Annotated in this window: 22 protein-coding genes; 11 read left to right on the top strand and 11 right to left on the bottom strand. The window is 45.7% G+C overall.

All coding sequences use genetic code 11. The features are described from left to right. Window positions 1-4 precede the first annotated feature (4 nt). The 6 genes from mobH to FHN83_RS00950 are packed head-to-tail and all read left to right on the top strand — an operon-like array spanning window position 5 to window position 8,918. On the top strand, window positions 5-3,151 hold the full coding sequence (mobH, locus tag FHN83_RS00975; RefSeq protein ID WP_001011152.1) for a MobH family relaxase: 3,147 nt from the start codon (window positions 5-7) through the stop codon (window positions 3,149-3,151). Further along, window positions 3,151-5,235, top strand: a complete 2,085-nt coding sequence (gene traD, locus FHN83_RS00970) for a conjugative transfer system coupling protein TraD (RefSeq protein WP_001284073.1) — start codon at window positions 3,151-3,153, stop codon at window positions 5,233-5,235. Before mobH ends, traD begins: the two co-directional genes overlap by 1 nt. Continuing rightward, entirely contained in the window at window positions 5,235-6,344 is a 1,110-nt protein-coding gene (locus FHN83_RS00965; protein ID WP_000343600.1) for a hypothetical protein, read from the top strand. Before traD ends, FHN83_RS00965 begins: the two co-directional genes overlap by 1 nt. Beyond that, on the top strand, window positions 6,331-6,993 hold the full coding sequence (locus tag FHN83_RS00960) for a DUF4400 domain-containing protein (protein ID WP_000718549.1): 663 nt from the start codon (window positions 6,331-6,333) through the stop codon (window positions 6,991-6,993). The genes FHN83_RS00965 and FHN83_RS00960 overlap by 14 nt, the downstream gene beginning before the upstream one ends. Before the next feature lie 10 nt (window positions 6,994-7,003). Further along, window positions 7,004-8,185, top strand: coding sequence for a S49 family peptidase (locus tag FHN83_RS00955; RefSeq protein WP_000952985.1), 1,182 nt, complete (start codon window positions 7,004-7,006; stop codon window positions 8,183-8,185). Between the two features lies 1 nt (window position 8,186). Then, the gene (locus FHN83_RS00950) at window positions 8,187-8,918 is read left to right on the top strand and encodes a nuclease-related domain-containing protein (RefSeq protein WP_000338612.1); all 732 of its coding nucleotides are present in this window, start codon (window positions 8,187-8,189) and stop codon (window positions 8,916-8,918) included. 286 nt (window positions 8,919-9,204) lie between these two features. On the opposite strand, the gene FHN83_RS00945 is transcribed toward FHN83_RS00950, so the two are convergent. The 11 genes from FHN83_RS00945 to FHN83_RS28100 all read right to left on the bottom strand — a co-directional run bounded on the left by FHN83_RS00945 (window position 9,205) and on the right by FHN83_RS28100 (window position 16,248). Beyond that, complete coding sequence (locus tag FHN83_RS00945) at window positions 9,205-9,558, bottom strand: hypothetical protein (protein WP_000210769.1); 354 nt, start codon at window positions 9,556-9,558, stop codon at window positions 9,205-9,207. Between the two features lie 65 nt (window positions 9,559-9,623). After that, complete coding sequence (locus FHN83_RS00940; protein WP_001091367.1) at window positions 9,624-9,908, bottom strand: hypothetical protein; 285 nt, start codon at window positions 9,906-9,908, stop codon at window positions 9,624-9,626. A gap of 356 nt (window positions 9,909-10,264) precedes the next feature. Continuing rightward, entirely contained in the window at window positions 10,265-10,564 is a 300-nt protein-coding gene (locus FHN83_RS00935) for a hypothetical protein (RefSeq protein WP_000442693.1), read from the bottom strand. A 432-nt stretch (window positions 10,565-10,996) separates the two neighbouring features. Beyond that, complete coding sequence (locus FHN83_RS00930; RefSeq protein ID WP_000537761.1) at window positions 10,997-11,365, bottom strand: hypothetical protein; 369 nt, start codon at window positions 11,363-11,365, stop codon at window positions 10,997-10,999. Window positions 11,366-11,590: 225 nt separating this feature from the next. Next, a complete protein-coding gene (locus tag FHN83_RS00925) occupies window positions 11,591-12,127 on the bottom strand; it encodes a hypothetical protein (RefSeq protein ID WP_000800251.1) in 537 nt (178 codons plus the stop codon). A gap of 67 nt (window positions 12,128-12,194) precedes the next feature. Beyond that, window positions 12,195-12,632 carry a hypothetical protein gene (locus FHN83_RS00920; protein WP_000286108.1) on the bottom strand — a complete coding sequence of 146 codons (438 nt, stop codon included), beginning with the start codon at window positions 12,630-12,632 and terminating at the stop codon, window positions 12,195-12,197. A 44-nt stretch (window positions 12,633-12,676) separates the two neighbouring features. Then, window positions 12,677-12,973, bottom strand: a complete 297-nt coding sequence (locus tag FHN83_RS00915) for a hypothetical protein (RefSeq protein ID WP_000856246.1) — start codon at window positions 12,971-12,973, stop codon at window positions 12,677-12,679. Window positions 12,974-13,107: 134 nt separating this feature from the next. Further along, entirely contained in the window at window positions 13,108-13,809 is a 702-nt protein-coding gene (locus FHN83_RS00910) for a hypothetical protein (RefSeq protein WP_000237191.1), read from the bottom strand. A gap of 314 nt (window positions 13,810-14,123) precedes the next feature. Next, window positions 14,124-14,405: a hypothetical protein gene (locus FHN83_RS00905; protein ID WP_000708863.1), complete on the bottom strand. Its 282-nt coding sequence runs from the start codon at window positions 14,403-14,405 to the stop codon at window positions 14,124-14,126. Window positions 14,406-14,470: 65 nt separating this feature from the next. Next, a complete protein-coding gene (locus FHN83_RS00900) occupies window positions 14,471-15,655 on the bottom strand; it encodes a hypothetical protein (protein ID WP_001272971.1) in 1,185 nt (394 codons plus the stop codon). Window positions 15,656-16,071: 416 nt separating this feature from the next. Next, entirely contained in the window at window positions 16,072-16,248 is a 177-nt protein-coding gene (locus tag FHN83_RS28100) for a hypothetical protein (RefSeq protein ID WP_001371930.1), read from the bottom strand. A 510-nt stretch (window positions 16,249-16,758) separates the two neighbouring features. Between FHN83_RS28100 and FHN83_RS00895 the strand changes: the two genes are divergently transcribed. The 5 genes from FHN83_RS00895 to FHN83_RS28450 all read left to right on the top strand — a co-directional run bounded on the left by FHN83_RS00895 (window position 16,759) and on the right by FHN83_RS28450 (window position 19,663). Further along, complete coding sequence (locus FHN83_RS00895) at window positions 16,759-17,703, top strand: DUF5417 domain-containing protein (RefSeq protein WP_000778029.1); 945 nt, start codon at window positions 16,759-16,761, stop codon at window positions 17,701-17,703. Window positions 17,704-17,798: 95 nt separating this feature from the next. After that, window positions 17,799-18,401 (top strand): hypothetical protein, encoded by a 603-nt coding sequence (locus FHN83_RS00890; RefSeq protein WP_001371889.1) that lies wholly within the window; start codon window positions 17,799-17,801, stop codon window positions 18,399-18,401. Between the two features lie 59 nt (window positions 18,402-18,460). Then, window positions 18,461-18,811 (top strand): hypothetical protein, encoded by a 351-nt coding sequence (locus tag FHN83_RS00885; RefSeq protein ID WP_000743059.1) that lies wholly within the window; start codon window positions 18,461-18,463, stop codon window positions 18,809-18,811. 46 nt (window positions 18,812-18,857) lie between these two features. After that, window positions 18,858-19,061 carry a hypothetical protein gene (locus FHN83_RS00880; protein WP_001015183.1) on the top strand — a complete coding sequence of 68 codons (204 nt, stop codon included), beginning with the start codon at window positions 18,858-18,860 and terminating at the stop codon, window positions 19,059-19,061. Between the two features lie 281 nt (window positions 19,062-19,342). Beyond that, window positions 19,343-19,663, top strand: coding sequence for a hypothetical protein (locus FHN83_RS28450; protein WP_000332796.1), 321 nt, complete (start codon window positions 19,343-19,345; stop codon window positions 19,661-19,663). Window positions 19,664-19,753 lie beyond the last annotated feature (90 nt).

Here is a 19,753-nt window from a genome sequence, read left to right as displayed (position 1 = left end):
GATGATGAATTTCAGGGCGCTGTATTTATGTATTAAACGGATTTTGGGGATATTCTCATCTCAGGAGAATGATGCAACCTCTGTAATGATTGAGGATATATCAAGCCTCTCTCCTTTTGCGCAGATTCTAGGAGATCAGAAGTACACTGTTCCTGATCATCCAAATCCAGAAGTCCTGAAATTCATCGAGTATCCAACTCGTCCGACGGGCATACAGACATTTAATGAACAGTCAATCCTGTCTCTGTATCGGGAAAAGCTGCACTCAATTTCAATGATGTTAGCTATCAGCGATAGCGACATCAGGGACGATGCATATACATTTACTAATTTAGTTTTAAAGCCCTTGGTTGAATATGTTCGCTGGATACATCTTTTGCCAGCTTCCGAAAATCATCATCATAATGGTATTGGTGGGTTACTTTCTCACAGCCTGGAAGTGGCCATACTCTCTTTAAAAAATGCGCATCACTCAGAACTGAGACCAATCGGATATCAAGATGAAGAAGTAGTCCGTAGAAAAGTATATCTCTATGCTGCGTTTATCTGTGGTTTAGTCCATGATGCCGGAAAGGTTTACGATCTCGACATTGTAAGCCTGAATTTAGCTAGTCCGATCATTTGGACGCCAAGCTCACAAAGTCTTCTTGACTGGGCACGTGAAAATGACGTGGTTGAATACGAAATCCACTGGCGAAAGCGTATTCATAATCAACATAATATCTGGTCCAGCGTTTTCCTTGAGCGAATCCTAAACCCGGTATGTCTTGCATTTTTGGATCGGGTAAATAAAGAACGTGTTTATTCAAAAATGATCACCGCCCTAAACGTTTATACTGATGGGAATGACTTTTTGTCTAAATGCGTGAGGACCGCTGATTTCTATTCTACTGGTACAGACCTTAATGTTTTACGTGACCCTATCATGGGTCTGCGTTCTAATGATGCAGCAGCAAGGGCCATTAGTACCATCAAGCACAACTTTACCAGTATCAATATCAACAATTACAATGCTAAGCCTATGCACATCATTATCGTAAATGGTGAGGTATACCTTAACGAGAACGCATTCCTTGATTTTGTTCTCAATGATTTCGAATTACATAAATATAACTTCCCTCAGGGAGAGGCTGGTAAGACCGTATTGGTAGAATCCCTAGTTCAACGTGGTTACGTCGAGCCCTATGATGATGAGCGTGTCGTTCACTACTTCATTCCGGGTATCTATTCGGAAAACGAAATATCAAACATCTTTAGAAATGGGATAGGGAAACTAGAATTCTATAACCTTCTTAAGCTAAGGTGGATTGGTTTAATCTTTGATTCCTATAAAATCCCTGACTCAGTGCCGGGTCTTTTTAGCGTTAATGCCAATAAAGACTTTATTTACATTGACGAGCAAAAAACAGTTACTGAATACAGAAGACCAGTGCCCGGTCGGGACGTTATAACTAAAATTACTGATACTGTTGAGACGGCTGTTCTTAAGGTTAATGATTTAGGCCGCTCCTCTGCCTCTATTGATGTTGATATACATTCTAAGAAAAATGAAGGCTCATCCGACGATTTTGAGAAGAAAGCCGAAAGTGATAATGAAATTGATAATGACACGCAGATAGTTAAATCTGAGGGTGAGGAAGCAGCTGATCCTGTCATTCCTGATATAGAAGAAAGTGAAGATGAATCGGCAAAGGACACGGAATCCCATGTCCTGGTCAACCAACTTCATGAACTCCTTTTAAGCGCTCCACTTTCCAATGACTATATAGTGTGTGTTGATGCTGTCCCCTACCTCAACATAGATACCACTATGGCATTGCTGCCGGGATTAGATGAAAAAGCATTCAGTGAAGAGCCCTATTTCCAACTGACATTCAGAGAAGGCTCTCTCGATGGAATGTGGATAGTAAGGGACATTGACGATCTGCGTTTAGTCCAGCTCGGCGATAACTGCGCCGGGTTCCAGCTCACCTATCATGAGCCAAGAAGGCCAACAACTTTAAAGTCACTTTTCAATACTTCTATGTATCAGGCATTAGTGATTAATGATGAGTCTTCTGTTGAAAACTCTGCCCCACGTCCAAAGCAAACGCTTGAGCTGCCTCCCCCACGTGTAAATGCAGTCGAAGAACATTCTGGCGACGTGGAATATCATGGAACCGATAGTGCATCCGCGACTGGTCCGCTGAAAACTGAGGCTGTGGAATATGAACATTATCAACATCTTTTTGAGAAAGAAGATGAAGAGCATGAGATCATTGATTATACCGATTTCTCACAGCTTAGTGTTTCTCGGCCAGAAGTCGGTAGTTGTGCAACAAGCTCTTCGGTCCATAATGAAAAGCTTCTCTCCGAGCCGTCAGAATTACCAGAACTTAACCGAGAACAGAACGCTGATCCCCAGGGTACGAATGAACGCTCTATGGATGTTTCTGTAGGACAAGAAAACTCAGAACCAGATACTGAGGGTAACTGCCCACCACCAGCTGAAGTTGTGTATTCCCAGACCGAAGCAGCCGCAACCAGTGTGATGGCAAGTGAAGAGCCCGCCTTACCTCCTGTACTTGAAGAATCAAATGGAGAGCATGCGCCCACAGACGCTAAGGGGCATCATCTTTCGCCAGCACTGGCCAGACTGTTCGCCCCAACAGCACCGGTAGAAAAACAAAATCCCAAGCGCAACCGGAATAAATCATCGGACAAAGCAGAAGTACAAAAACCAGCATCACCTGTTTCTGGTCACAATCTGAACAGTAAAGTCTTTGCATCTACTGAATCAGACCAAAATGGTGAATTCTCGCTTATAAGCGAAGGTGACGTTACAGAGCTTGAATTTGTAGAAATTGCGTTAGTACTGCATCAAATTCTGTCCAAAATGGAGGTGGCGTTTAAAAGAAAGCGCAAAAACAGATTTATGGTAAGTACTCCTAATACTCTCTATCTGACCCAATCTTGCGTGGAAAAATTTGGGTCGCAGTTAGAGGCTCAAGATCTTTTCAATAAGCTTCCTCAGTACCTCGTTAATTCTGGTGCTGTGATCAATACAAAATGCCATGCATTTAACATGCCTACTTTGCTGGCCGCATCAGACCGGGCGAAAGTGGACATTGAACGAATTATCAATAACCTGAAAGAGGCTGGGAACCTATAATGTCAGATTCGAAGAGGACTAACCTCCATGCACAAGAGAATTTTTATCGGCCTATTCTTGAGTATCGTAGTGCCTCAATACTTTTGATTTGTTCGGTTTCTATGCTTTATATGGGACTTTCTTCAGACGGACTGGACATCGCCCCAATAGTTCTGTTCACCTCAATATTGCTTTTTTTGCTGTGCCTTTATCGTTGCAAAACAGCAGCGCCATTTTTGATGGCTCATTGGCGTGTATTCAAGCGACATTTCATGTTCGTTAGTCTTGATTCACTGCGTGTAATTAACAAAAGTAACTTTTTCTCCAATGAGCGAAAGTATCGTCAACTGGTTCAGGATTATCAAAATAAAAATAAGGATATACCCGAGCGAAAGTCCTATTTTTGTGATGGGTTTGAGTGGGGTCCGGAACATGCGGATCGGGCATATCAAATAGCTAACCTCTCCAGTGATAAACGTGAGATCGAGTTGCCATTCGTCTTCAACCCAATTAAGAGACATTTTGACGCAATGGCTCGTAAGATGGGCGGCAGCAATGCAATTTTTGCTGTGGAACGTAGGGAACCCATATTTGTAACTGAAGACAATTGGTTTGGTCATACTCTGATAACCGGAAACGTGGGTACCGGGAAAACGGTGCTACAGCGTTTACTAAGCATTAGCATGCTTCATCTTGGTCATGTTGTTGTTGTCATAGATCCAAAGAACGATGCAGAGTGGCGAGAATCTCTAATGGAAGAGGCTAAGACCCTCGGTCTTCCTTTCTATAAATTTCATCCTGGCCAGCCAGCATCTTCGGTCTGTATTGATGTCTGCAACACCTATACTAATGTTTCTGACCTAACATCTCGTCTTTTGAGCTTGGTGACAGTTCCCGGTGAGGTTAACCCATTCGTTCAGTATGCCAAGGCTCTCGTTTCCAATGTGATTTCCGGGCTTTCTTACATAGAGAAAAAGCCTTCTATTTATCTGATTCACAAGAACATGAAAAGCCACATGTCTATTGTGAATCTTACAGTCAAGGTAATGGAGTCATGTTACGCGAGATATTATGGTTACGATGTCTGGACCGAAAAAGTTAAGTACGTCGCTAACGATACCTTGCCGGTACGTTTCAAGCGTCTCGCTGAATGGTTTACGGCTCATTTCATGAATTACGAGGGGTCCGAACAAATAGACTGGTTAGATACTGTTTCCCAGCTTATTGATTACTCAATGTCCGACCCAGAGCATATGGCTAAAATGACCGCAGGTATTATGCCTGTTTTCGATATGCTCATTGAAAAACCTTTAAATGAGCTTTTATCTCCTAACCCGAACTCAGTATCATCAAGAGAAATTGTAACAAGCGAAGGGATGTTCAGCACTGGCGGGGTGCTATACATTTCGCTTGATGGCCTTTCAAACCCCGATACAGCAGCTGCTATTTCTCAATTAATAATGTCAGATCTGACCTCCTGTGCCGGTAGTCGCTACAACGCTCAAGATGGTGATATGTCAGCTAATTCCAGGATAAGTATTTTTGTTGATGAGGCACACTCAGCCATTAACAACCCTATGATTAACCTTCTGGCGCAGGGTCGTGCAGCGAAAATTGCACTGTTTATTTGCACCCAAACCATCTCCGACTTTATTGCTGCGGCAAGTGTTGAAACTGCCAATCGAATTACGGGGCTCTGCAACAATTATATAAGCTTGCGAGTCAACGATACTCCTACTCAGACGCTTGTTGTAGAGAACTTTGGTAAGAGTGCGATAAGCACAAATATGGTCACTTATACGACCGGTTCAGAAACATCTTTGCCGCATAATAACTTCTCAGGTTCAATCTCAGAAAGAAAGCAGACAACTTTAGAAGAGAGTATTCCAAAGGATCTCTTGGGTCAGGTCCCTATGTTTCACATAGTTGCCAGGCTTCAAGATGGCAGGAAGGTTGTAGGCCAAATCCCTATTGCTGTTGCTGAGAAACAAATGAAGCCAAACACAACTCTGTCGGAAATGCTTTTCAAGAAGGCCGGAAAAGTTACTTTGCGTCAAAATCTCGATATCAAAAATCTTAATAAATTTCTAAGGAAGTTGCATTGATGGATGAAAAAATTGTCCTGACGCGCCAGCAAATTTTAAGCTCTGCACTAAAAGTCAGCAAATGTCGCTCGCTCGTAAAAAGGCGCTTTCAGTCTTTGGGTTTAAAGTACGCAGATTCTCAGGAAGTTCGAGATCGGCTAACTATGATAGAAAAAAACGCGTTTCATCATTTGGGAAAATTTTGTCAGAGCAACGATATCGATTCCCTATTCTCCATGGCAAATACCCTGTCTGAGCTTTTCCTTTTAAAGGGAGAGTTGATCACGACTGATCCCTTTGGGGACCGTGAAACCAGCTACTGGTCGGTACCACAAGGATCATGCCATGAATGGATTCAATCACTGACCACCAGCGAAGGTCCTGAACGTAAATTCGTTAGTTTCCGTATTTCTTTCGATAACAATGACGTACGGTGTGATCTTGTAAAAAAGAATGCCCGTATGCTTGGTTGTTATCTTTTGCCTTATTTCGTCGATTTAACACGCACGGTGGGCGCATTCATTAATTTGCCAGGTAGTGTCTCTTTTAAACAAGTACAGCGCATCAAACCCCAGATTCATCCAGAAACAACACATAGTCATATAGTTACTATTGAGGACTCTCCCTTTCTTTCTCGGTTAAAATTTAAAATCATTACTGCCATAGATCAGCTTCCTGACCCTAATGGCCTTTATACAAACACCTTTAACAGCATTATTGACCGTGCACTGCTGACTCATCTCAAAACCGAACAGGAAAAAATAGATAGTCCAAGAGTCTGCAAAAATGTGATTTCGGCTTTTGCCGACTCAACTCTTTCTCTGCCGGTGTTTAACATCGGCCTAAACGAGCAGTACAGATACTGGACGCCGTGGGGCATCAACTTTATAGAATTTTCCCGCCAGGCCGCAAAAGCAAGGACCGCTGTATTTGTTCCTGATGTGGGACAGATCGAGTGGAAAAGCGCAGAGCATAAAGAACTGGCGGAGTTAAGCCTCATCGACCAAATCATACCTAAACAGTACCACTGGCTCCTGGGTATCCCGACGATGTGGCGTAACAACTATTGCAATCACGATCAGAGGCTAGCTCTTTTTCGTGAATGGAGGGAAAGCAATGGCTGCGGATAATACAAGCAGGGCAGCAGTGCTCAGAACAATGCTTTTTTTTGGCATGGTCATTTATTTTGGTTACAGCTTGGCTTTCCAGAATACTGAGGAGCTCAAATATCAGATTACTCAGGAGGTTAATGCAAGCCGGTCCATCATATCAAATGACCGTTGGAAGTCTGTCATTGCAAATAGTGAAGCGACTTTAAATTGGTTGGTACATGACTATAAGTTAATTGACTATCTGAATACTATTCTGATCCCTGACACCAAAAAACCAGCCAGAGGTATTAACATTGTTGCTGAAAAATTTACCTCTATTAATTACACTATGGCCAAAAACATACCCCTCTTACTTTATCAGTCCATTTTCCGGTGGAACTTAATCCTGGGGTGGCTAATCGTTTTTCTGCCCTATCTATTTGCCATGCTAGCAGATGGAATGTACCAGTGGAAATTGAAGAGGTACGTATTTGGTAAGGTTACAGTTCAGTTTTATCGTATTTGGTTTCGAGCATTTTGGGTGATCAGTGCTTTAACGATGGTCTACCTGGTCATGCCAAATATGTCACTATTTAACAATATCGCTCAACTTTTCCCACCAGTCGCTTTATTGATACTGGGAATTGCATTGAATCGCTTGTGGTCTAACTTTCAAAAACTCATGTAAAGGTGGTCAGATGTTAAGCAGTAAAAAAAGGAAGTCCCCTACAAATATCAAAGAATCGCTCAATGATAACGCTGACCGTTTTTATAAGATGTTTCGCATTCATACCACGGCAAAAGTTGCTATGTCGCTAATTGCCATGACCGCTGTAGGGTTTTCTTTCTACAATCTTTACGAACAATGGCAGGACGCTGAAGGGAAGAAAGACCATATAGCTGTAATACGGATTTCTGGCGAGATGGGTACCGGCTCGGAAACGGGCGATGGAACAGTGATCGCAACAGCTCTTGCCAAAGCTTACAATAATCCCCATGCCAAAGCAGTTATTATCGAGGCAGAGTCAGGTGGTGGTGGTCCCTCTGACGCCATCATTATTTACCGCCAGATAAACGCGCTTAAAAACCACCAGCCACAGATTGAACGCGTATCAGATGCCGGTGGCTCTCTTTCATCTGTAGCCGCTGACAAGAGTAACAAAACCGGGAGCACAGAACGTGGCGATGAAGCACGGTCGAAGCAAAACTCCCTCGAAGTACTCTCCAGCGGTACCGGTCGTTTTTTCTCTGATATCGCAGACTCATATAAACCAATCATCGTTAGTGTGAAAGGCATATGCGCATCCGCATGCTATTACGCGGTATCGCCCGCTGATGCAATTTATGCCGACAGTAATGCCCTGATCGGTTCTATCGGTGTGCGTATGGACCACTGGAATCTGTCAGAGATCATGAGCACAGTAGGCGTCAAGAATGAGCCCCTTACGGCCGGTGAGTTCAAAGATGCTCTTGACCCCTTCCACCCATTGTCCGATTCAACGAGGGAGTTCATGCAGAAGGAGATCCTGAACACGATGCATGAAAAATTTATAACTGATGTTGAACTTGGACGGGGTAAAAAGCTTCTCTCGCGTCATGATGCCGATGCTGTTTCTCTCTATTCAGGCCGTGTATGGCCAACACCTCAGGCAGTTAAGTACGGCCTGGTGGATGGAGATCTTACGTCAGTAGAGATCCGTACACGTCTTTCAAAAATGTACTCCACTGACACGTTCAAAAACTACAATGAGCCTCATCGTAATCTCCGTTCTGCACTCGGCATGCTGATGAGCCTGTCTTCAAATATTGAGAGCCTTACCGGTACCACTACCCGCTTAGTAGAATCTGTTAATGCCACCAGCTACCCCTCTGTGAGGTAACATGGATGCTTTCAATCTGCTGTGGAGCATTACGGGGGTAGCTTTCATTATCCTTATTTTCGTCGTGTTGCTGTGTCTGTTGGGATTTATGACCTCTGCCATAGCGGAACGGCGGACTGCAAAGGCAATTGAATCTGGGCTTCCTGAAGAAGCTCAGGGGCTACTTAGTGATCTCACCTTTCAGTTGTCGGCTCATAGCACTACGCAGGTTGATCACATTCTCGTAGCCCCACATGGTATATACGTCATAGAGCAGAAAAACTACGTAGGCAAGCTCTACGGTACTCTGGAGGAAAGCCACTGGCGGAAATGGACTCAGTCCCGAACCCTCAAGTTGCAGAACCCGTTTAAGCAAAACCAGGGGCACATCAGGGCTATTCAGTCTGCTCTTAAGGCTAGAGAACTGGAATGTATCAATGTCGTCATCATAAACGGACGTTGTAAGTTTGATGGCATCAAGCCGGAATGGTTATGTATGGGGATGGACGATTTTATCCATAAAGTCAAACAACGACGAGGGCTACGGTTGTTCACACCGGAGTCTGTTCAGCACATCTGTTCGGTGTTGAAGTCAACAAGGAAGTCGCCAGGGCTCTATACGGACCTTACTCATATTCATAACATAACGACAAAGTACAAAGCCCCGATGAAATTCGAGCAACGAGTAACATACATTCTGCTCAACTTTATCCATTATCTGTGGGCAAGTCTGTTCACTAAGCAGAAGCCTTAGCGCTCTATCATTGGTAAGGCTGTAAAATGTCTGCAAAAGGCCCCATCGGTAAATTGTTGGGGCTTTTTCTTTGCGTAGTTCTGATACGGTTTATCCTGTGGAGCATTATGGCCACCAGCCAGCTGGTGACTGGCCAACGCTTTGTATGACGTAGCCTACTCAGGGCAGGCTATTTTAGAGGGACCGATTTTTATCCGGGCTAATTTAGAAAGAGATAATTTGAACTTAGGCGGGCTGACCACCAGCAGAGAGGTAAATCACTAGCCGGTGATATTGACAGAAGTCGTCAGGGGTTTAACGCCGGAATATTTTGCCAGGCCTCCTGCAAGGTCTGCAAGACTTCTACAAGTGATAGTGACGGCCACAGGACTGTTTCCGTCATTATCACTCCAGGTGGCTCGCACTCTACTGGTACCAGAATTAAAACAACACGAGTTCCTTTTACCTGGTAGGCAAGGTTTACTGCCGGTTGGCGGTAGGAGGCCAGTACACCCTCACCATATTGAGCAGGGTTACTTGCCCAGTTCCGCACCATTGCATACACCTGAGGCATATACCGACTATCCAGATCCCCTTTGGGCCGTCTGAACGGCACGATTTCTTCTGAGCGGTAGGTGGTCGTTGTTGTATTGGTTGTCATCTTTGTCACCTCCCCTGTTCGTCCATTTAGAGTTTTAAGCTGCTTTACACATCACACTCAACTGATTATTTAAGCTGGTCATCGTCTCTGGCCAGCATAGCCCAACCATTCGCCTGGTTTTCGCGGGAGTAAGGATTCATTTCAAAATAACTATCTACCGCGTCGCTGTCCGCAACAGAACTGTTGTTAGCTCTCTTTGAACCCTGAACCACTACAGCATCAACCTCTGCGGCTTTCCCGTTGCGCTGTACCAGGATTTTAACCGTATTGGGCTTACGTCTTGCGAGCAGTTTGTTGGCGATAAAAAGCACAACAATCCAGGCCAAAAGCACGTATAAAAATGTATTCATAATGCCCTCCTTTGTATGTGATTATTATACCTGCTTCCATTGCAGGCCAAACAGGTTCGGTGCATGAAAAATAGACTTCTCTCCGGCGTATAGCAATCTACTTACTGATCTGTTTTCGTATCAAACTGTATGGCATAACCGAGGGGCGTACGTGGTGAGTCAGAAAGTTACTTTTCCGTAATAGTTAATTTCAGATCCTTCTTCCAGTTACGCTTCAGTATAAAACCGATACCCTCTAATTCAGCATCCTTCACGTTTAATACGCTTCACTTTAAGGCAGGGCTTTTCGGTTGAAATGAATTCTTTTTCCGGTTGCTGGACATAGGTTTCATCCTGATAGTTAAAGTTGCAGGCTATCAGTCACCACCACCACCTCCGTCACCTCCTCCACCGCCACCATCACAACCACCAGCTATGCTATTTTCACCATTACAATCACCTCCGAGGGGGTTCAAATGGCTGCTCCCCTGTAGATGGTGTCCTTGCCAGATCGAACCCGAACCAGCGCCTCCTGAGCGTCTTTGCTTGCCCTGAGGCAATTGTGCAGGCTCACCAGCACCGGCGGTACCAAAAATGTCCCGGGCAATTTTATAAAGAAGGTAAAAAGGTACGCCCAGCATCATAAAAAAGATTACTGAAAATATTACACGTTCCATTGATGATCTCCTGTCTTGTGAGAGACCAGTTATATCAGGGTGATTCAGTATTTCCGTTTAGAAAAGAGTACTAATTTGGCCCTGTTCGCTCTTAATTTGCCATCCGGGAAAAAGTCATAGGGATAGGCCTGCCAGAGTCAATAACTTCCAGTGATCTGGAGGAGACCCCGGCTCTCTGAGCCCTCATGGATGGTACGGCTTTACCCCTTGTAAACAGATTCACGTTCCGCAGGACAAACATCGACTACTGACGTCTCATATTTGCTGACGCTAATCCGACGTCTCATTGCCGTCTGCTTGTTTTCTTTAAAGGGTGTATTAGACGAATATCAAATCGGAATGGTAGGGGATGTGTGGGCACCATGCCCGGCCCTCTTTGAGCATCTGAGAGATTGGAGACCTAGCCGGGTAAGATAGCTACTTTCTTACGGGTTACCCTTCAAATCCAAAGACGAAACGGACGCTGCCGTTCTCCACGTGGAGACGCTTTACTTCTTCGACAAATTCCTGGATCACCTCTCCGGCGTTATCGGGTGGTATGGCTGACAAAATTTCTTCCGAAGTCAGCCATGAGTATGAATGTTCACCGAATAAATCATCATCTTCGGACGGTATATCATCAGGTAATCCGCGTAATGCGTGGATAAAAACTGCTGATGTGCTCGCCCTTTCACGATCTACATCAAATCCGAGCCAGGCAAAGTGGAGATATGATCGGTCCCCTTTATAATTGCTTGATAAATTAATCCATTTACCAGGCTTTTCTTCCCTTTGAAATCGCCAGCAGATATCAACGCCCATTAAGAAACTCCATTACTATCGTTCGTATGAGATAACTATCATTTCAGAATACTATGACTTCTTCCCGTATAGAACTAATCGCTCACGCCATTTAGCTACTTACTTTTTTTACGTACGCTTGCAGCGCAGTACCTTGAGAGAAGTAAGTAAGACTGGGCGAAGCCAACCGGTTCCGCCACCTCGCTCACCGGCTTTTAGGCGTAAGCACTGAAGTCAGCCTCCATGCTAACTGGCGAGCCTGCGAAAGTCAGACTCGTTGTTATAAAGCGGCATATCGTAAGCAGTGTCTGAAATGAACATTCGGATCTGCTCAAGCGTCATGCCACAATGAAAACGGGTTACGCTCACATTGGCCCGGGGGAAGTCAGCACAAAATGCATTCAAAACATTCTCATGGACAATACCAATGTTGATTAACGCAGCTGGCCCGTTGTCACGGAAAGATACGACACGGAATCCCCCATACCAGCCTGACTGGGAGAAAAATGAAAATGCACTCGTTGCCAGACCATTAGACAGGTCATAGCGCAATTTCCCGCTCAGAGACTGGCTGTCTCTGCTGTACACGCGATTAATGAAAATGCCGGGACCAACTTCTACCGGCTGCTTGTTGCTTGCTAAACACGGAAAGCCCACCAGCGAAACCTCCCTTTCTCCTAACCAGTTTACCTGATACCCGGCAGTGAGAAAGTCAGTCAGTTCTACGCCAGAAAGAGCATTAATGGCCGCAATATCGGTATCCAAAATATTTACGTTTTTCATATTCATCTCATCTATATTCTAAAGTGCGTTTTTTGTCTATCAGCCCGAGGATTGAAAATTTGAATATTTAATGTGACAGAAAAATACCTGTCACCTTTTCAAAAACTGCCTGCAATTGAATATCGAGAGAGTCCATTTTAAAATCCACCAGCTCAGCTTTATTATCGCAAACCGAATAAAAATAGGAGTCAAATGCGTCTGTATCTTCATCTTTAAAAATACGGAAGGAATTAATTTTATTATGCCCTTCAAATTCGGCATGAATACCATAGCGAACCGAGCCGTCATCGAACTGAACAACCCGTCGTACAGAATTAATCCGGACGTACTGTTTTAAGGCCCTCGCGAAATCGGCATTTAACGCCAACGCTCGTAAGATTGAATCAGCGGTTTCATTCTGCTTTTTACGATCATATTCAAACATCCCACAGCCGGTGTTACGAAAGACCGGCTGAAGAGCATTAACCAGGTTGAAGGAATCCACGTTTCTGTCGTTTCTGTACATGAGATATCTCCTGCCCCTCCGCTATACGAAGGGGCTTGATAGGGTTACTGCCAGGCTGCGATCACTTCTTCGCACTGGAAATGAGATAAGCACTGCTGGAGTAAAAGGGCCAGCACCGCTGTGTTAGGGACGCGATTGTTACACCACGCGTTGAATAGCAGCTGCCATGGACCGGCATAATACCCGGCCAGTTTCTTTTTTTGTTTATCTGTGCAGCAGCTGGAAATGGCCTGCTGATAAAGGCTTTCATTCTCGGCACCAGAGCGTTGTTGCAGTGCCTGATAAATATAGGAGTAGACAGAATCGGAGCAATTAGATGCATAGGCCAGATTGGTTTTCATAATACCTCCTGTGTTTTTGGGTATTATATAAAACTCCGACCTACTGGCTAATAACCCTCACTGTAATTTCTTTTAAAAACACAATAAATTTTCAAAATTGGACCAGTGTGGATTTAAGCGAGCAGTTTAAATCTTTATGAACTAGCTTTCAAAGAGGTTGGTTTTTCGGGAAGTTTTTTGCCAGACCAGCATGTTGGTTTTTTTTCTGTAGTGCAGATTAGCTGGTACCTGCCCCTTCTTACCTCTTTGAGCAATGACTGTTTGAAATATGGTAAGCCCAGTTCAAAAACCCAGTAACGACCGTCTGCAAAAACGACTGAATTTTCAACGCCATCCGAAGCCACCAAGGATGCATCATTAAGTAGACGTTCTTCATAATGAAATGGTAATGAAAATGTCAGATATAACGCACAAAGTACAAAGATTCCTGTGAGACTAACTGCCAGTGAACCACAATAACCAGAATAAACATTTAAATTTCTTTTGATAAATTTCTCATGCAAGATTACAAGCAGACAGAATACACAAGCTACCAGCCCAAATCCTACATGCAGATAAAACTGTCTTATTTCATCATTCCAGACGATGTTGTCCCATTTCGTGCTTAAGATTGAACCCAACAAGGAGATAATAAAAGCGGCAATTTGAGAACTGATAAAGTAGGAGAAAGCTGACTTTGAAGTTATTTTTTTCATAGAAACAGGAACCTCTTTACCTCGTTCCTGATCAGAGAAAAGACACAAAACGCACCATGCGCAAAAAACTGCAAGTCCAGATGCAATAATCTCGCGTAAAAACATATTAAACGTTTCCGATAATGAATAAGTAATTACCATATCCTCTCCGTAAGTCTACATATAATTCAGACGTGACAAATAATTAAAGGCATTGCTATTCTATCATTATGCATTGCGTTTAAAATCATTTCTAATTCAGCAGAGTAGCGATACAGGCATTTCGCTATCCTAAAATCTGGTAGCTTTCCATTTCCTTGCTGAGATAAATCAAAATAATTCTATTTATTGCCTATTCGGATGCTGCAAAACCTTATAAATCCGGATGTATATCACTTAACAGTGAACCATTCGGTGACTTGCTCTCCGTGAGGTCCACCGGGTTTATCCAGTAGGGAACATTCTGCTTTTACCGTTTACTGCATACGCGAGCAGGAATTCTGTTGCAGTTCTGCATTTGCCTGCTTTTCCAGTGCTGTCATAACCCGGCGGAGCATCGCCAGAGCCTGAACAGGCGAGCTCCCAAACTGCACTTTCACTTCATCCGTATCATGATCCTGAATCAGGTCGAGGATGTTCACTTCGATCCCTGCCCCGTTTTCATCTTTTGCCGTGCACTGAATACTTACCCGGGTCACCGAATCCGTCAGGACTGGCAGTGGGTTAGTCTTGTCTACGTTGATAAAAGCCTTCTTCATTGCCCTGTTTCCCCTTGTCCTGAAAAAGTTACCGACCCGTCCGGATGGAGGGGTCGGTCAGAAAATCATGCCTGTCCCTTATTCATCTTCTCAGCATGCTTACGCAGGTACTCTTTCAGGTCAGCATGAGCATTGATGATATCGTTCATTTCATCATTGGTCAGAACAAGCGTGTAAGTATCAGTGCTGACAGATTCACCTTCTTTAAGCTTGGCTTCTTCAGCAATACGTTCAAAAATCGGGATCGCGGTGTCGGCAATGACGGTCACGGTCTTTTTGTTCAGAACGCTGGACATGGATGGTGCTTTACCTGCCGGGTTCTGTTTAGGAGCGCTGTCCTTTGGAGCCGGAGCTGGTTCCTGTACCGGTGGCGTAACCAGCGTCTCTGTATTGCTTTCATCATTCAGTTGATCCGGTACCGGGGTGTTAACGGTAGCATTACCTGCCGGTTGCTCATCACCGGAGTTTTCCGGAGTCTGCGGATCTGCCATGCGCTCTTCTACCTTGGCAGCTTTGACGAATTTCAGCGTGTTTTTCGTCGCTTTACCATAGATGGAGATCGCCTTGTTGATGTTATCTACCGCATCCTCACCGCTGTACATATACTCGTCCAGCGCAACGTACATGCTCACCTGATCGCTCACAAGCATGGTCTGTAGTTCAGAAGGCAGGTCCAGTACGCGAACCATCTGGCGAAGATGCTGCTCTGATTTACCACGTTTTTTTGCCAGTTCCGCAAAGGTCTTAGGCTCTTCTTTATCTTCAACAAGACGCTTAATTGAAAGCGCTTCAGCTACGACAGACAGCGCCAGGTTGGAGTTGCCGGTCAGGGTGAAGAGTTCTGCTTTTGAAGCGCTACCGCGAAACTCTTCGCAGCGAATACGAGTAATGCGTTCACGCCCTTCTGCTTCCAGCTGGCGGTTTGCAATAGCGATGGAACGGATACGGCAAGCCCCCTGACGCAGTACAGGTACGCCATTAACCATCTGAACAACGATAGGCGTCACGCTGAACGGGTCTTCCATGTAGGCATCGGCCAGGCTGTTCAGGTGTTCCACAACGTGAGGCATTGAATAGTAGAGCTCGCCCATACCGGCCGTGCGGGTGTTAAAGCCTTCCTGCTCTACAACAACCGAAGGGTCAATGATAAGGCCGTTACCTTTACGGGCACCGTTACCAGTGCGTTCCAGGTAACCACGAAGGCTGATTTCGTTGCTGTTGTTTTTTACTTCAGTTTCGATTGCGGACATTTTTGTTCTCTCTTTTGGTTGGTTGTTTAACTGCGCTACAACACAACAATACCAGGTTCGACATTTTTTCTAATAGGTTGCACAGAAGAAAAAGTAACTTTTCTTAAAAAAAATTCCTGAGACAATACTACTCGATCCGTCCGTTTTAAATCTTCACAACAGTGGGCCGTTTTTACGTTTAAGCAAAATAGCTGGTTCAGAAGGTGAGTCGGAGAGAAAAGTTACTTTTCCGGTTGTCTGGGCCAGTGATGAGAGAGTGGCAGGACAGGAATGGCTAAACCGGTGCGGGTCTCTTGTAAGTCGCAGGGGATTGAGGAGATATAGAGGTAAACCGGTACGTTCAGTTTTTGGATTGAGCCGGGCTTTTGGCCCGGGCTTAAGGAAGCGGAAATTTGAACGAACTGGCAGGTAATGATTTATGCCGCCGACAGCTGGCCGTCAGTGCTTTGCTGTTCTGGTTTGACAGTTGGGGGATAACCGGCAGTTAGCCGCTGGCATTCCGCATCACAGAAAGCCCTGAGGTTGCTGAAGACGGACTCCATGAAATCAGCATGAGCATACGAGTCTACAGGACGTGTCTTGTTATCTTTCATCTTGTTCTCCTCAATCATTATTAAAACCAGCGGATTTAGTTCCTGGCGCTCCATCTGCTGACCGGCTTTCCCAGAGAGCAGCGATGTGTCGGGTTCTGTTTCTCATTTTATCGTTTTCATCGGGCCCATCCGGCCGTATAAGAGACCGATTTGGCATGTTTAAGAAACGTACTGGCGACATTAAAAGCTGAGGTTGGCTTTGGAATAAAAGGATACTTTTCCCGTTTGTCAGGTCTTTCGCTACCGCTGCACGATGATTCTGTCAGGCATTCTGCGCCCTCCTTGGCTGTACATCTTGAAACAAGCGGTGGGATGTTCCCTTCCCCCTGCTCACCGCAGAATAATTGGCAAGTCCCGACGGTCGTTCCGTACGAGCCGGGTCCAAATAATGAATAAATACAACGCCACTTCAATTGTATTGACAATAGAAGTTAGGAGGATCATAGTGTCATTCATGGTGCGGCTTTCGCACCACCGCCCCGGCGGTACCGGGCAGAACTGGAGTACCTCATGAAACTTTCCCGTCAGACGACTTCTGATACTTCTGTTGATGGCCGTTCACGCGCATATGCCTGGGGCCGTGTCCATTATTTCATTATCGAACATGCACCAATGGCTGAGCTGGTCGCTATTGACGAGCTGCTGGAAAAAGCTGGCTGGAGCAATGACGGCTGTCCGAACTATGAGAAAGATGACGAGTTTGGTAATGCTGGTTACAGCTGTGGTTACTGGATCGATATTGACAGCGTGGGAAGCTTCAAGGCTGACTACAAACGTCTTAAGGGTGAGATTAGTGCGCATATCGCCTCAAAGGCGGCAGAGGTGGAGATCCGCGTACTGGACTCGATGTCCGACAAAGAATGTAAAGATGTTGCCTCGGTGGCATGTACTGTTCGCCGTGACTTACGTACGCAGTCCGAATCGCTTCATTCACTGCGTACTATCGTAACGGTTGATCATTACAATCCCTATGTGATCACCAGCCGCCCGCTGAGCATTTCCGCCTGGACACTTATCCACGACTGTCTGAAAACCGGCACCATCAATGACGTCTGTTCACGGTTGAGTTCATTAATCCTGCACTCTGAAGCCGCGATTGCCCGTTGTAAGGGAAGCTCCGACTACTCTTCGGAACACGCTCAGCTATCGTTTTTTGCTGGTAACGACTATGTCACCAGACGCACCCTTGTTGATGCAGCTCACGAAGAGGCTCTGCGAATGAACCGCCGCTTTGATGAACGTATTGCAATGAACGCGGATTCTGATGCCAGAAGGCTCCAGTGCGAATTCAACCTGAGCAACCATGTCGTACAGCGTCGGACCGTTGAATCTGCTCATATCCAGGCAATCAACGAAGACGTCACCCGTTCACAGGCGGAACCACGCTGCCCTGGAAAGCTTCTTCTGAAAATGACCAGTCATGAGGAAGTGCGGGACTCACTGAGCACCTGTTAGTCCAGCGACACCCCCTGCGGCTCTACTACCGGGCCGCAGTCTGCTCCGGCCAGATGGTGCCAGTGGCGTAATGAATTTGTTTAATAAGGCTGAGTATGATGAATAAAGAACAACTAATCGACAAACTGGAACGCGTGGTATGTGGTCAGTACTCCTACGAAATGCAGGAGCTTGCGTATTCGGCCCTCTGCTGCATTAAAGGCACCCCGGACGACTGCGCTAAGTTCCCTGTTACGCGTCCGCTGCCTGACACCTTAGTGGACGTATGGGACGAGATCGGGCAATACCTTGGCACAGGCAAAGCCATTGAAACTCGCAGTTGCGGCGTTTCGCTTCTGCTTCATGGACACTGCTACGATTCAAATCATGTGCTGTACTGGCGCAATGCTGGCGCACTTCCAGCAGCTTGCGATACGCCACTGGCTGGTGGGTCTCGCAAACTGTTCACCTGCTCAGCCTGTGGAGTGGACGGTCTGGATGAACCACCTGAAACCAGTTGCCACTGCTGCACAGAGGGGGCCCACTGGATTGAGAGCAGGCTCTTCACCTCCGGGCAGGCAGACCCTGAAGAATTTAGACCCGTGGCGGTCGTGAAAGAGTGTGCAGGCTCAACGCCGGATGATCGGCTCATCTGGAGCGTGATTGAACAGCTCAACGGCGAACTGGCGGAAGGCGATAAACTATTTAAGCGACGCTGACAGATCACGTCAGCATTTATATCAGACGAACTCCAGAATAATTTAAAGCAACCATGAACATGAAAAAGCCCAAAGCTGCATTACAGAATGCCATGAAAGAAGATGTGCCAGCTGTGACACAGATTCAGATGCGATCTACGGTTTCCAGAAAGGTTCGCTATGTAAAACAGGCAAATCGAGAGGGTCTGAAATTATCTGAGTGGATGTCGCGGCATCTCGACGCTGTCTGTGATACCGCAGATGAGATTCATAAAGGCAAACGCTCAACTCCGGTTGCGCCTGGGAAGATTCCCCCTGAGGTATACCAGGTGATATACGATCAGTGCGGCGGGTTCGTGGAGTGTGATGCTAATGCCCAGGTAATCTGGGAAGCCTGCCGTGATGCCATTCTTAACGGAGACAAAGGGTAAACGGCAGGTATCGCCTGTCATTTTTACCCTTGTGAGGAAAATCCTGATGAACCATGAGAGCCGAACTGTATACCTGAACACGGCCATTGAGGCCCTGTTGAAAGCTGAGGCGGCTCTGAACGAGCTGGCATTAGCCTATGTACTCAAACCAGGTGAAAAGGCAAGCGCATGCCATCCCCGAACCGGTACGCTTTCCACAGCTTCCCAGGTAAGAAAACTTCGCCGTGTTCTAGAAAAAAACAAGTTATGACGGCCCTTATACGCTGGCATAATGTACCGTGCTTCGCTCATCCCAGCAGTATGGGTTTTAAACTCTTCCATTTTTAAGAGTACGGGAAGAGCCTTATTATTGTCGCATACCCTACGGATGCATTGCAGTTCAAACCGCTGTTCGGTGCAATTATTGCTGTATCCGGCGGATTTGAAAATGACAGAAATAGTGATGTAAAGCTCCGCCATTAAAGAAATGCCCCGTAGTTTGGCGAATCAACTTTCTGAATTATCTCGATGAACACCATTTAAGGAAATCGAATGTGTGATTTTTGCAGGGCTGACGAAAATTACTTTCATATGGCAGAATGCGTGTATGACCAACTGGTTAAAGAGTATCCCGTAATGTGGCTGCGGGATTCAACCCGGATCGGGGCCTGCTACCTCTGTCGAGAACTGCTGTCGCCGGAGGGGATGGTCCTGGCGATGCAGAGCGCTTTCCCTGCGAAGGGATGGCGGCTGCGTATTTGGTACAATGAAACCATTGACGAAGAGATAGAACCGCAGCGTGGAGACTGTATTGAGCTGTCCTCCAGGGCGGACGCTCTGCTGTCCTTCATGTCGTTCCAGGAAAAGGTTTAGCGCTGCGGCCCCCCTCACAAAAAGGCGCTTTCCGCGACAAATCTGGTACGACCGGACAACGTTGAGTCAATTCTTGCTTCCCCGCAGAAG

It is taken from the genome of Leclercia adecarboxylata (assembly GCF_006171285.1).
Lineage (GTDB): Bacteria > Pseudomonadota > Gammaproteobacteria > Enterobacterales > Enterobacteriaceae > Enterobacter > Enterobacter barmai.
The sequence above is the reverse complement of the archived record's forward strand: the minus strand, read 5'-3'. Positions and strand labels throughout refer to the sequence as shown.

Excerpts from the sequence above, each read along its gene's own strand:
- mobH (WP_001011152.1), top strand. The coding sequence starts at position 5 with ATGAATTTCAGGGCGCTGTATTTATGTATTAAACGGATTTTGGGGATA.
- traD (WP_001284073.1), top strand. The coding sequence starts at position 3,151 with ATGTCAGATTCGAAGAGGACTAACCTCCATGCACAAGAGAATTTTTAT.
- FHN83_RS00965 (WP_000343600.1), top strand. The coding sequence starts at position 5,235 with ATGGATGAAAAAATTGTCCTGACGCGCCAGCAAATTTTAAGCTCTGCA.
- FHN83_RS00960 (WP_000718549.1), top strand. The coding sequence starts at position 6,331 with ATGGCTGCGGATAATACAAGCAGGGCAGCAGTGCTCAGAACAATGCTT.
- FHN83_RS00955 (WP_000952985.1), top strand. The coding sequence starts at position 7,004 with ATGTTAAGCAGTAAAAAAAGGAAGTCCCCTACAAATATCAAAGAATCG.
- FHN83_RS00950 (WP_000338612.1), top strand. The coding sequence starts at position 8,187 with ATGGATGCTTTCAATCTGCTGTGGAGCATTACGGGGGTAGCTTTCATT.
- FHN83_RS00945 (WP_000210769.1), bottom strand. The coding sequence starts at position 9,558 with ATGACAACCAATACAACAACGACCACCTACCGCTCAGAAGAAATCGTG.
- FHN83_RS00940 (WP_001091367.1), bottom strand. The coding sequence starts at position 9,908 with ATGAATACATTTTTATACGTGCTTTTGGCCTGGATTGTTGTGCTTTTT.
- FHN83_RS00935 (WP_000442693.1), bottom strand. The coding sequence starts at position 10,564 with ATGGAACGTGTAATATTTTCAGTAATCTTTTTTATGATGCTGGGCGTA.
- FHN83_RS00930 (WP_000537761.1), bottom strand. The coding sequence starts at position 11,365 with ATGGGCGTTGATATCTGCTGGCGATTTCAAAGGGAAGAAAAGCCTGGT.
- FHN83_RS00925 (WP_000800251.1), bottom strand. The coding sequence starts at position 12,127 with ATGAAAAACGTAAATATTTTGGATACCGATATTGCGGCCATTAATGCT.
- FHN83_RS00920 (WP_000286108.1), bottom strand. The coding sequence starts at position 12,632 with ATGTACAGAAACGACAGAAACGTGGATTCCTTCAACCTGGTTAATGCT.
- FHN83_RS00915 (WP_000856246.1), bottom strand. The coding sequence starts at position 12,973 with ATGAAAACCAATCTGGCCTATGCATCTAATTGCTCCGATTCTGTCTAC.
- FHN83_RS00910 (WP_000237191.1), bottom strand. The coding sequence starts at position 13,809 with ATGGTAATTACTTATTCATTATCGGAAACGTTTAATATGTTTTTACGC.
- FHN83_RS00905 (WP_000708863.1), bottom strand. The coding sequence starts at position 14,405 with ATGAAGAAGGCTTTTATCAACGTAGACAAGACTAACCCACTGCCAGTC.
- FHN83_RS00900 (WP_001272971.1), bottom strand. The coding sequence starts at position 15,655 with ATGTCCGCAATCGAAACTGAAGTAAAAAACAACAGCAACGAAATCAGC.
- FHN83_RS28100 (WP_001371930.1), bottom strand. The coding sequence starts at position 16,248 with ATGAAAGATAACAAGACACGTCCTGTAGACTCGTATGCTCATGCTGAT.
- FHN83_RS00895 (WP_000778029.1), top strand. The coding sequence starts at position 16,759 with ATGAAACTTTCCCGTCAGACGACTTCTGATACTTCTGTTGATGGCCGT.
- FHN83_RS00890 (WP_001371889.1), top strand. The coding sequence starts at position 17,799 with ATGATGAATAAAGAACAACTAATCGACAAACTGGAACGCGTGGTATGT.
- FHN83_RS00885 (WP_000743059.1), top strand. The coding sequence starts at position 18,461 with ATGAAAAAGCCCAAAGCTGCATTACAGAATGCCATGAAAGAAGATGTG.
- FHN83_RS00880 (WP_001015183.1), top strand. The coding sequence starts at position 18,858 with ATGAACCATGAGAGCCGAACTGTATACCTGAACACGGCCATTGAGGCC.
- FHN83_RS28450 (WP_000332796.1), top strand. The coding sequence starts at position 19,343 with ATGTGTGATTTTTGCAGGGCTGACGAAAATTACTTTCATATGGCAGAA.